Annotated in this window: 11 protein-coding genes; 7 read left to right on the top strand and 4 right to left on the bottom strand. The window is 44.0% G+C overall.

Features of this window, described 5'->3' with window-relative positions:
• The 3 genes from ahpF to NI467_RS13940 form a co-directional block, all read left to right on the top strand.
• Nucleotides 1–1,109, top strand: a 1,109-nt coding sequence (gene ahpF, locus NI467_RS13950; protein ID WP_253153440.1) for an alkyl hydroperoxide reductase subunit F, incomplete at its 5' end; no start/stop codon positions are given.
• A gap of 285 nt (nt 1,110–1,394) precedes the next feature.
• Complete coding sequence (locus NI467_RS13945) at nt 1,395–1,640, top strand: hypothetical protein (RefSeq protein WP_253153439.1); 246 nt, start codon at nt 1,395–1,397, stop codon at nt 1,638–1,640.
• A gap of 154 nt (nt 1,641–1,794) precedes the next feature.
• Complete coding sequence (locus tag NI467_RS13940; protein WP_253153438.1) at nt 1,795–1,980, top strand: hypothetical protein; 186 nt, start codon at nt 1,795–1,797, stop codon at nt 1,978–1,980.
• Here NI467_RS13940 and NI467_RS13935 read toward each other — a convergent pair.
• Nucleotides 1,977–2,615 (bottom strand): LysE family transporter, encoded by a 639-nt coding sequence (locus NI467_RS13935; RefSeq protein WP_253153437.1) that lies wholly within the window; start codon nt 2,613–2,615, stop codon nt 1,977–1,979. The two genes, NI467_RS13940 and NI467_RS13935, sit on opposite strands and share 4 nt — an antisense overlap.
• A 112-nt stretch (nt 2,616–2,727) precedes the next feature.
• Entirely contained in the window at nt 2,728–3,297 is a 570-nt protein-coding gene (locus NI467_RS13930) for an FxsA family protein (RefSeq protein WP_151204538.1), read from the bottom strand.
• A gap of 125 nt (nt 3,298–3,422) precedes the next feature.
• On the opposite strand from NI467_RS13930, the gene ruvC reads away from it, so the two are divergent.
• Nucleotides 3,423–3,968 (top strand): crossover junction endodeoxyribonuclease RuvC, encoded by a 546-nt coding sequence (ruvC, locus tag NI467_RS13925; RefSeq protein ID WP_151204539.1) that lies wholly within the window; start codon nt 3,423–3,425, stop codon nt 3,966–3,968.
• A 278-nt stretch (nt 3,969–4,246) separates the two neighbouring features.
• Here the strand turns inward: ruvC and NI467_RS13920 are convergent, their stop codons facing one another.
• Complete coding sequence (locus NI467_RS13920; protein ID WP_253153436.1) at nt 4,247–5,713, bottom strand: NAD(P)H-hydrate dehydratase; 1,467 nt, start codon at nt 5,711–5,713, stop codon at nt 4,247–4,249.
• A 23-nt stretch (nt 5,714–5,736) separates the two neighbouring features.
• Between NI467_RS13920 and queG the strand changes: the two genes are divergently transcribed.
• From queG to bioB, 3 genes are all read left to right on the top strand, one after another.
• Complete coding sequence (gene queG, locus NI467_RS13915) at nt 5,737–6,831, top strand: tRNA epoxyqueuosine(34) reductase QueG (protein ID WP_253153435.1); 1,095 nt, start codon at nt 5,737–5,739, stop codon at nt 6,829–6,831.
• Between the two features lie 107 nt (nt 6,832–6,938).
• Nucleotides 6,939–7,136 carry a hypothetical protein gene (locus tag NI467_RS13910; RefSeq protein WP_253153434.1) on the top strand — a complete coding sequence of 66 codons (198 nt, stop codon included), beginning with the start codon at nt 6,939–6,941 and terminating at the stop codon, nt 7,134–7,136.
• 146 nt (nt 7,137–7,282) lie between these two features.
• A complete protein-coding gene (gene bioB / locus NI467_RS13905; RefSeq protein ID WP_253153433.1) occupies nt 7,283–8,305 on the top strand; it encodes a biotin synthase BioB in 1,023 nt (340 codons plus the stop codon).
• A gap of 10 nt (nt 8,306–8,315) precedes the next feature.
• On the opposite strand, the gene NI467_RS13900 is transcribed toward bioB, so the two are convergent.
• Nucleotides 8,316–8,552, bottom strand: a complete 237-nt coding sequence (locus NI467_RS13900) for a hypothetical protein (RefSeq protein WP_253153432.1) — start codon at nt 8,550–8,552, stop codon at nt 8,316–8,318.
• Nucleotides 8,553–9,096: the final 544 nt, after the last annotated feature.

Raw genomic sequence — 9,096 nt, 5'->3', positions numbered from 1 at the left:
TTGATGGAGCTTTCTTCCAGGATGAAGTGGAAGAGCGCAAAATTATGGCAGTGCCGATGGTCTTCCAGGACAACAATCATATCGGTCAGGGTCGTATGACGCTGGAAGAAATCATTGCCAAACTGGATAGCAATGCAGCAGCCAAAGACGCAGAAAAACTGAATGCCAAACAAGCCTTTGATGTACTGGTGATTGGTGGAGGACCTGCGGGAAATACCGCCGCGATTTATGCTGCCCGTAAAGGCATTCGTACCGGGATCGTGGCTGAACGCATGGGCGGTCAGGTCATGGATACCATGGACATTGAAAACTTTACCTCTGTCCAGAAAACTCAAGGTCCAAAGTTTGCGGCAGAAATGGAAGCCCATGTACGTGAATACGATGTGGACATCATGAACCTGCAGCGTGTCTCTGCGATTAAAGGTGCCGATGAAACCTCTAATGGTCTGGTAGAAGTCACCCTTGAAAATGGTGCAAAACTTGCCTCAAAAACTGTAGTGCTATCCACAGGGGCACGCTGGAGAGAGATGAATGTTCCGGGAGAGCAGGAATACAAGACCCGTGGCGTGGCGTACTGTCCGCACTGTGATGGCCCCCTGTTTAAAGGCAAACGTGTTGCCGTGATTGGTGGCGGCAACTCGGGTGTGGAAGCAGCGATTGATCTGGCAGGTCTGGTTGAGCATGTCACCCTGATTGAGTTCGATACCAAACTGCGTGCTGACCAGGTCTTGCAAGACAAGTTAAACAGTCTGGCAAATACCAGCGTCATCAAGAATGCACTGTCTACTGAAGTGCTGGGAGACGGTTCACAGGTCACCGGCCTGAAATACAAGGACCGTGCTACAGATGAAGAGCATGTCGTTGAACTGGCGGGCATCTTCGTACAGATTGGTTTGCTGCCAAATACCGACTTTCTGAAAGGCAGCAAAGTCGAGCTAAGTAACCGCGGTGAGATTGTGATCAATGAGCGCAATGAAACCAGCATGCAAGGTGTGTTTGCTGCGGGTGACTGTACTACTGTTCCCTACAAGCAGATTATCATTGCCACCGGTGAAGGTGCAAAAGCCTCGCTGTCTGCTTTCGATTACATGATACGCTCAGGACAATAATTTCAAATTGACTGAAGGAAGTCCGCTTAATGCGGACTTTTTATCATGTCATCTTTTAAAAATTACTTTTTAATTTAAAGTTTGATCAATTATTTTTTATTATTCCCCTTTTTTATTTCCCTTTAATTGCTCTACTTGGCCTGTAATTAATTTTTATCATCTATTATCTGTATGTTATTGTCGGCAATCTCGTATTGTCAGTTTTAAAAAGCTGTCCTATGATGAAGCCACAACCTCCTCTTTCATGATCAAAAATAAAAAGGATAATATCCCGGGAGAAGAACAGTGCAATATCAATATCATTGTGCGTGCTGCGAAAAAGTGGTCGACTCCACAGAAAAATCATGTCCACATTGCGGTTCACACCATATTCGCAGTCCTTTTGGTTTCTGGATTTTTTGTCTGGTTGCCTGCCTCGTTACAACACTTGTTTTTAAGGCTGTACATGTTTACATCCAGTCTCAACAGGAAAAACCAGCTCACTTGAGCATTCTGGATGTACTACAAGAAGAAAATAAACGTTTTCGCTAAACTGACTTAATATCCGATAACCTAGACCTGATTTTTATCAGGTCTTTTTATGCACTTAGATTAGCATTTAAAATCCTATCTCCCGCCCTTTCCTGTTTTTTTCTCCAGTTCAGGATTTGCTATACTGTTTTTTTACAGATGAGTATTTTCACTTATGGTTCAGTTGATTAAAAAAGGTGGTTTACGCGAGCGTGCCAATCGCAGTCGCCGCTATCAAGATTCAGAAAATACAGTAACCACCCTAAAACCCAATCGTTATACAAATAGCCAGAAGCAGGAGGTTTTATGCTTCATGCCTGAAGAAAAAAAGATAATCCCACCTGTTCAAAAGCCAGACTAATTCATCAAAACCAATGCATCGTACCAAAGCCAGAGTGCAAAGATCAGAAATAACCCACCCGAGGCAATATCAATATAACTGCCTGAGCGTTGATATAGGTTTTTAATCTTGGGCCGGGAAATCAGCAACATCAGCAAGCTAAAGGTAATGAAAGTTTGCAGCGGAATAATCACTGTCAGTTGAGCCTTAAGGTACTGTGAGGCCGTTGAACTTAATGCCAGTGAAAATACACTGCTAAAATAAATCAATGTCTTGGGGTTAGACAGATTGGTGAATAAGCCCAATGTGAAATAGTTTTTTGGCTCATTCATTGCCTTGCTATCATCAGCTGTTTGATGCCGATTTTTAAAACTTTGCCAGCCCCCACTTAGCATGGCCCACCCCATTTTTGCCAGAAACAGTCCACCCACTATCATTAGTAACTGCTGAATCCAGGGAAATTGGTTTATTAAGACCGTGAAACCGGCCAGCGTTAATACCACCCATACCACAATGCCGACTGAAATCCCGGCAATAATCTTTAAGGCATTGGTTCGTGTGGTCGAGGCTGCACTTTTCGCAATAAGGAGAACATCTGGACCTGGGCTTAGTTGAGCAACAAAATGAAGGAGACAAATGGTAAAAAGCAAAGACATTCAAATCTCATCTCTGTATAAAAACTGATTATAACTTTGCTTCAAAGAATGAGAAAGTTCCCATAAAAAAGCCGAATCATCGGATTCGGCCTGAAATACTCAGCAGTGTGTCCTAATCTTTTTTTGGACCGACATCTTTCATTCCAATTTTTTTGGCATCGGGGGTCACTTCGCGTGCTTCACCATCAATAATCGTTGAGTCACTACGTCCTTGCTGGTTTTGCATATCCTGCATTTGACGCATCAGCTCAGAAAACGGGTTTTGACCTTGAGGGCTGCCCATATCCCCCATCATACCGCCCATCATTTTTTCCATCATGGCCTGTTGACGTTTCATCATCACTTTCATCATGGCAACCTTAAAGGCTTGCTGAACAGGTGGGATCAGCATCAATAGTGCCAACACATCCGTAATCAGGCCTGGAATTAACAGGAAAAAACCTGCCAGAATTTTAGGCAAATTCGACGATAATGCAGGATCTGCACTCATTTGTCCCATTTGCATCTGCTGCATTTGTGGCATAACTCCCGCAGAATATTTGCGGATCATGTTCATGCCTATAAAAAACGCGGCAATAAACCAGAAAAATACGTACCACATGCTCCCGACGAGGTCACCCACGCCAATCCACACAAATACTTCGAGGATTAAGCCTGCAAGGATAATAAGAAATAATTTCATGAAAATTAATCTGATCTCAGTTCAATAAATATTAAGATGCCGTAATCAACTGCTTCATCAGGATCAAGCTTTTTTGATACGCTTATGTAACAATATGGGCATTATTTTAGTTTTAAAGTGCAGGCATGTCATTAATTATCGGGATTGATCCCGGCTCACGTTTAACTGGCTACGGAATTATTCAAAAAGAAGGCTCAAAACTGACTTTTGTCGATGCAGGCACCATCAGAACTGAAACAACAGAAATGCCTGAACGCTTAAAGCGGATTTTTGCGGGTGTAGAGCGTATTGTTAAATTTTACGGGCCAACTGAGGCGGCTGTAGAACAGGTCTTTATGGCGCAGAACCCAGACTCTGCCCTTAAACTGGGCCAAGCTCGTGGAGCAGCCGTTGCAGCACTGGTCAATCTGGACCTAAAAGTCGCTGAATATACAGCGCGGCAAATTAAACAGTCGGTGGTGGGCTATGGGGCGGCAGATAAAGAACAGGTACAGATGATGGTCATGCGGATTCTTAACTTGACCATTAAGCCCCAGCAAGATGCTGCCGATGCGCTGGCTGCTGCAATTTGTCATGCTCATGCTTCAGGCAGCATGAGTAAAATGGCAGTACTGAATGCACTCGGCGGGATGGCACGTGGACGTAGTCGGGTCAGCAGTCGTCGCCGTTAAACTTTAACTTAAAATCTAAAAAATCTTGAATATCCAAGCTATTTATATCTAAAACATGCCACTGAACTTCGGTTAAATCTGCACCTAATGGTCCAGTCAGGCTTAGCTGGAGCATTTTCTGAATGATCTTTTCTTGGCCTAATATTATCACTTCGACTTAACCGGTAGCTAAACTTCCGACATGGTCTTTCAGGTCCAGTTCAATCGCCTGCTGTTCAAACCAGCGGCAAATACTATCCCCTTAAAATTACCAATCAGTAATTTTTAAGGTTGGCATTTTAGTGTTCTTCCCGGTTAATAACTTGATAAATCGTGTGCTTCATCTCCTGGGCCTGCAAACCGCGCTCCCCGGTTTGGGCCAGACTGTCTCCTGCTAGAGCATGCAAAGTCACTATGTCATGTAAACTGAGCTGATCGGCAAACTGCGCTTTCAGACTGGCAATCATGCCTGCCAAGACATCTCCCATACCTCCGCTGCCCATCCCAGCGTTGCCAGCGGTGCAAATATAGAGCTGATCTTCCAGAATCAGGCTACCTGCACCTTTAAGTACCCATTGACCCTGATACTGTTTTTGCAGCTGCCAGATTGCCTGTATACGGTCTGCTTCGACTTGATCCGTATGACAACCCAGTAAAGTGGCTGCCTCGCCGGGATGTGGTGTGGCATAGGTTTTATGATTTAGGCTTTGGGGCTGTCTGGCCAGAAACCATAATGCGTCTGCATCCAGCACAACTTCCAAATTACTTTGCTGAAGCAAATCAAACCAGGCGGTATATTGCTGTTCTGCCCATACGTCACGCCCTAGCCCCATACCAAAACAGACTGCATCAGCTTGCTGTAGTAGAGCTGCGCGCTGCTCTTGATTGAGCGCATTGATATCACGCACCATGATATTCGGTGCACGTGCTAAAATCGCTGTATGATGTCTGGCATTACAGATCACCGTCACTTTACCTGCTCCGGCCACAAAGGCCGCTTCGGCCGCCATCATCACTGCACCGCCCATATCGGCATGTCCACCAATCACCAGAACATGACCATAACTACCTTTATGACCAAAGGCTTCGCGCTTCGGCAAATAAATATCAGTAGGTGCAAGCTGTGCCAGTGCTTGAAGCTCAGAATCGGCAGGAATGACCGGGATCAGCTCAACCTTGCCACTATATGCTTTGCCTTTTCCAGTAAATAATCCGGCTTTTAAACCCAATATGGTGAAACTGTAATCGGCTTTGACGGCAACAGGCAAAGGCTGTCCGGTATTGGCGTGCAAACCGCTGGGAATATCAATAGACACTTTAAATCCGGGCTGCTGATTGATCTTCTGAATAATATGCTGCCAGTTTGTATCCAGTTTCCGGTTCAGGCCAATACCAAATAAGGCATCCACATAAGCCTGATATTCTTTTTGAAAATTAAAATGGTAATAAATTTGTAGGCCCGCTTGCTGACTTTCCTGAACAGCGCAGTGCAATTCTTGAGAGGGACCCGCTTCGGCAGCATAAATGTCTACCTGAAACCCAGCCTGCTTTAAATACTTTGCCACCAGATAGCCATCACCGGCATTATTACCCTGTCCGCAATACACTGCAATTGTTCGGATTTTTTGAGTCTCGAATAAAGCAATCAAGCGCTGACTGATCAGCCAGGCGACCTGCTGCATTAAACCATACGCACTATTTTGCCGGGCAAACCAGCGCTGCTCCCATGCTTGTACATCCTGGCTATGGTAAACTGGAGACTGCATTTTTCCTTCCCTGCTTCTGGTTTATGACTACACCAAATTCTCAAGCGCAAATACCAGTTTATCAGCATGATCCTGGCGAACTCAAAGCCTGGATCAAAGCGCAAGCACGAGAACTGGGCTTTTCTGATTGTGTCATTGCCAAACCGGATGCTCAAGCAGAATTAGCACGCCTGCAAGAATATCTAGATCGTGGTTATCATGGCGACATGAGGTTTCTGGAAGACAATCTGGAGAAGCGTGCCAACCCCGCATTACTGGTTCCAAATACCAAATCCATCATTTGTGTGAGAATGGATTACCTGGTGGAGGTTCCTGAGCCGCGCGTGGTTCCGTTTGCACCCAATTCTGCCATTATTGCCCGTTATGCACGGGGCCGTGACTATCATAAAACTATGCGCGGACGGCTCAAAAACCTGGCAGCCAAAATCCGTGAAAAAGTAGGTGAATTTGAATCGCGGCCTTTTGCTGACTCCGCCCCTATTTTTGAAAAATCTCTGGCTGAAAGCGCAGGTATGGGCTGGACCGGAAAACATACCCTGCTAATCCAGCAAAAATCCGGCTCATTTTTTGTTCTCGGTGAACTGTTTAGCTCACTTGAACTGCCTTTTGATGAACCTGCAACCAAGCATTGTGGCTCCTGTACTGCATGTATTGATATTTGCCCCACTCAGGCTATCGTAGAACCTTATATGCTAGATGCACGGCGCTGTATTGCCTATTTGACTATTGAGTATAAAGGAATTATTCCTGAAAACTTAAGACGTGGAATTGGTAACCGGGTCTTTGGCTGCGATGATTGCCAACTGATCTGCCCATGGAACAGCTTTGCCCAGACCACTTCCGTGGAAGATTTTTATCCACGACATGGGCTGGATCAGCTTAGTTTGCTGGAGCTATGGAACTGGGATGAAGCCACTTTTTTAAGTTCAACCGAAGGCAGTCCAATTCGCCGGACGGGCTACCAGAGCTTTATGCGTAATATCGCCATCGGCCTTGGGAATGCACCTTTTAGTGCAGCTATTTTACAGGCCTTAACTGAACGGCGTGATTTGCATGATGAGCTTGTGCAAGAACATATCGATTGGGCCATTCAAGAACAACTGATAAAATCACGATAATTTTCAATTTTTACTTCGGTTCACACTTTTCCGTCAAAAGCCTTACACATCTTCCCTTCAAGCTGTGGCATAAAAAAAGACAGACGGATATTAGACCGGAGGTGAATATGCAAAAATCATCTAAAGATCAGAATCAGGAGCAGCTGAACCAACTGCAAGATCAGAAGCAGCAACAGCAGCAGCCACAACAAGGTCCACTTAACTCCCCAAAAAACAATCAGCACGAACAGGATGAGCGTATCTTGGACAAGCAACATCGTACGGATTTACAGAATCAGAATATTCATGGAAATCATCGCGAATAATCTCCAACTTAACAGTCCAATGCAAAGTCCACCTTGTGTGGGCTTTGTTTTTTTCTATAAGGTCATATTTTGCTAATGAAGCTGCTCTAAGTTTTACTTAAGATGTAAGAATGATAAATCATATGGATAGATCCAAGGACAAAAATATGAGTACTCACCAGCCTTTACGGAATGATTGGTCACGAGAAGAGATAGAAACCCTGTATCAACAGCCTCTTATGGACCTTTTATTTCAAGCCCAGCGTACCCATCGTGAATATTTTGATGCCAATAGCATCCAGGTTAGTACCCTGCTTTCCATTAAAACCGGAAAATGTCCTGAAGATTGCAAATACTGTTCTCAGTCAGCGCATTATGATTCTAAACTTGAAGCTGAAAAACGTATTGCAGTTGAAAAAGTCATTCAGGAAGCCAAAGAGGCCCTAGCTTCGGGCAGCTCACGCTTCTGTATGGGCGCAGCCTGGCGCAATCCGCATGAACGCGATATGCCTTATGTACTGGAGATGGTTCGCGAAGTCAAAGCACTGGGGCTGGAAACCTGCATGACTTTGGGCATGTTAAATGCCTCTCAGGCTGACCGTTTAAAAGAAGCGGGGTTGGATTATTACAACCATAATCTGGATACTTCTCGTGAATACTATTCCCATATTATCAGTACTCGTAGTTTTGATGATCGCCTGAATACCCTGGATCATGTTCGTGGAGCAGGTCTAAAAGTTTGTAGTGGCGGGATTGTCGGGCTGGGCGAAAGCCGCAATGACCGTATTGGCTTATTGTTTGAACTTGCCACCTTACCTATTCATCCAGAATCTGTACCGATTAATATGCTGGTACCGATTGAAGGCACACCAATGGCAGATGTTGAGAAACTAGATGTTATTGAATGGATTCGCACCATTGCCGTAGCACGTATCCTGATGCCAAAGAGCTATATCCGTCTTTCAGCTGGCCGTGAATCTTTAACTGATTCCGATCAGGCGTTGGCTTTTATGGCAGGTGCCAATTCGATTTTCTCGGGTGAGAAGTTATTGACGACCCCAAATACTGCCAAAGGCCGTGACCAGCAGCTTTTTGACAAACTGGGACTTGTTGCCGAACAGCCTAAACCAAGTATCCGCGCATTAGCCACCGATGCTATGGCTGCTGAGGCCATTGCCAGCGCCTCATAATTCTTTCCTGTTATTCAGAACTCACCGTCACAAAATTATGGGCGGTGATCAAAATTCCGTAGCTTGCATTCAGATAGTCCCCTATTCGAACCTGATCAACACCATTGGCATGATAGACGGTTAGTTCTTGGGATAGCGCATCATAATGAAAGGAATCATAACAATCTTGATGCAAGCTCAGCCAGTGTAAAGTATCCGCTAAATTACTATCGACAATATATGTTTGTGCATAGAAATCTTTGGCCATTTTCTTCCGCTATCCGTTAAATTTTTCACGATAATTTTAACGGATATATATTCATGCACAAATAAAAAGTGAGCTGAAGCTCACTTTTTATATTTTTTATGCTCTTATCTTTAGTCTTTACAAGTCCCACACTTGCGACACTCCCGATCTGCCCCGATTTCCTCCATTTGCTGGTATTCATAAATGTGTAAACAAAATAGTTTTCTTAATAATTGAAGCATCTTAAAACTCCTTTCATTATTTTTTATAGGCTTCTTTGAATTATCTCCTCCTGAGATAAAGAGATTTTAATGAAAAATCTCTTACTATTTATTAACATAATTTCTTGCTTTGTAAAATACATTTTGTCCACTTTTTAATGTTTAAATCACTTGTTTAATACCGCTTCAACTTAAAGCTCAGACCAGACCCTGTTCGCAGTTCCTATTTAAATAACAACAGACTCCCAATTGACTAGGGCGTGTCCTCATTTGAAGAATTGGTTTTAAATACTTAAAATCCTCCTTTGAGTTATTTTTATTTCTACATTTTCAATGGCACGCAC

The sequence above is a fragment of the Acinetobacter sp. S4397-1 genome, assembly GCF_024129285.1.
GTDB classification, from domain to species: domain Bacteria; phylum Pseudomonadota; class Gammaproteobacteria; order Pseudomonadales; family Moraxellaceae; genus Acinetobacter; species Acinetobacter lwoffii_C.
Note: the sequence above shows the minus strand (reverse complement) of the source record. Positions and strands in the feature narration are given on the sequence as shown.

Excerpts from the sequence above, each read along its gene's own strand:
- bioB (WP_253153433.1), top strand. The coding sequence starts at position 7,283 with ATGAGTACTCACCAGCCTTTACGGAATGATTGGTCACGAGAAGAGATA.
- NI467_RS13900 (WP_253153432.1), bottom strand. The coding sequence starts at position 8,552 with ATGGCCAAAGATTTCTATGCACAAACATATATTGTCGATAGTAATTTA.
- NI467_RS13935 (WP_253153437.1), bottom strand. The coding sequence starts at position 2,615 with ATGTCTTTGCTTTTTACCATTTGTCTCCTTCATTTTGTTGCTCAACTA.
- queG (WP_253153435.1), top strand. The coding sequence starts at position 5,737 with ATGACTACACCAAATTCTCAAGCGCAAATACCAGTTTATCAGCATGAT.
- ruvC (WP_151204539.1), top strand. The coding sequence starts at position 3,423 with ATGTCATTAATTATCGGGATTGATCCCGGCTCACGTTTAACTGGCTAC.
- NI467_RS13910 (WP_253153434.1), top strand. The coding sequence starts at position 6,939 with ATGCAAAAATCATCTAAAGATCAGAATCAGGAGCAGCTGAACCAACTG.
- NI467_RS13930 (WP_151204538.1), bottom strand. The coding sequence starts at position 3,297 with ATGAAATTATTTCTTATTATCCTTGCAGGCTTAATCCTCGAAGTATTT.
- NI467_RS13920 (WP_253153436.1), bottom strand. The coding sequence starts at position 5,713 with ATGCAGTCTCCAGTTTACCATAGCCAGGATGTACAAGCATGGGAGCAG.
- NI467_RS13940 (WP_253153438.1), top strand. The coding sequence starts at position 1,795 with ATGGTTCAGTTGATTAAAAAAGGTGGTTTACGCGAGCGTGCCAATCGC.